General features: G+C 58.1%; 1 protein-coding gene. It reads left to right on the top strand.

Annotation, left to right across the window (positions count from 1 at the left end):
- Window positions 1-64: 64 nt before the first annotated feature.
- Window positions 65-253 (top strand): hypothetical protein (locus G7026_RS22570; RefSeq protein ID WP_219858563.1); only part of this gene is annotated, 189 nt, incomplete at its 3' end.

The raw sequence follows: 253 nt of genomic DNA, 5'->3' as shown, positions 1-253 counted from the left end.
CAATCCACGCTTGAGCGGACCGGTGTGCAAACTATCGTTCATCGATCAACCTTCGATACGGAACATGACGCAAGCCCGCCGCGCTGCCGCGAAGGGTCTGGAACTCATGGAGAAACGGGGCTACGGGATGGCGCCGCCCAAGGCGATCAACTGGATGTGCCGGTTTTTCAATCCACGCTTGAGCGGACCGGTGTGCAAACTATCGTTCATCGATCAACCTTCGATACGGAACATGACGCAAGCCCGCCGCGCT

The organism is Stutzerimonas azotifigens (assembly GCF_013522725.1).
Taxonomy (GTDB): domain Bacteria; phylum Pseudomonadota; class Gammaproteobacteria; order Pseudomonadales; family Pseudomonadaceae; genus Stutzerimonas; species Stutzerimonas azotifigens_A.
This window is presented reverse-complemented; position numbering and strand designations above follow the sequence as displayed.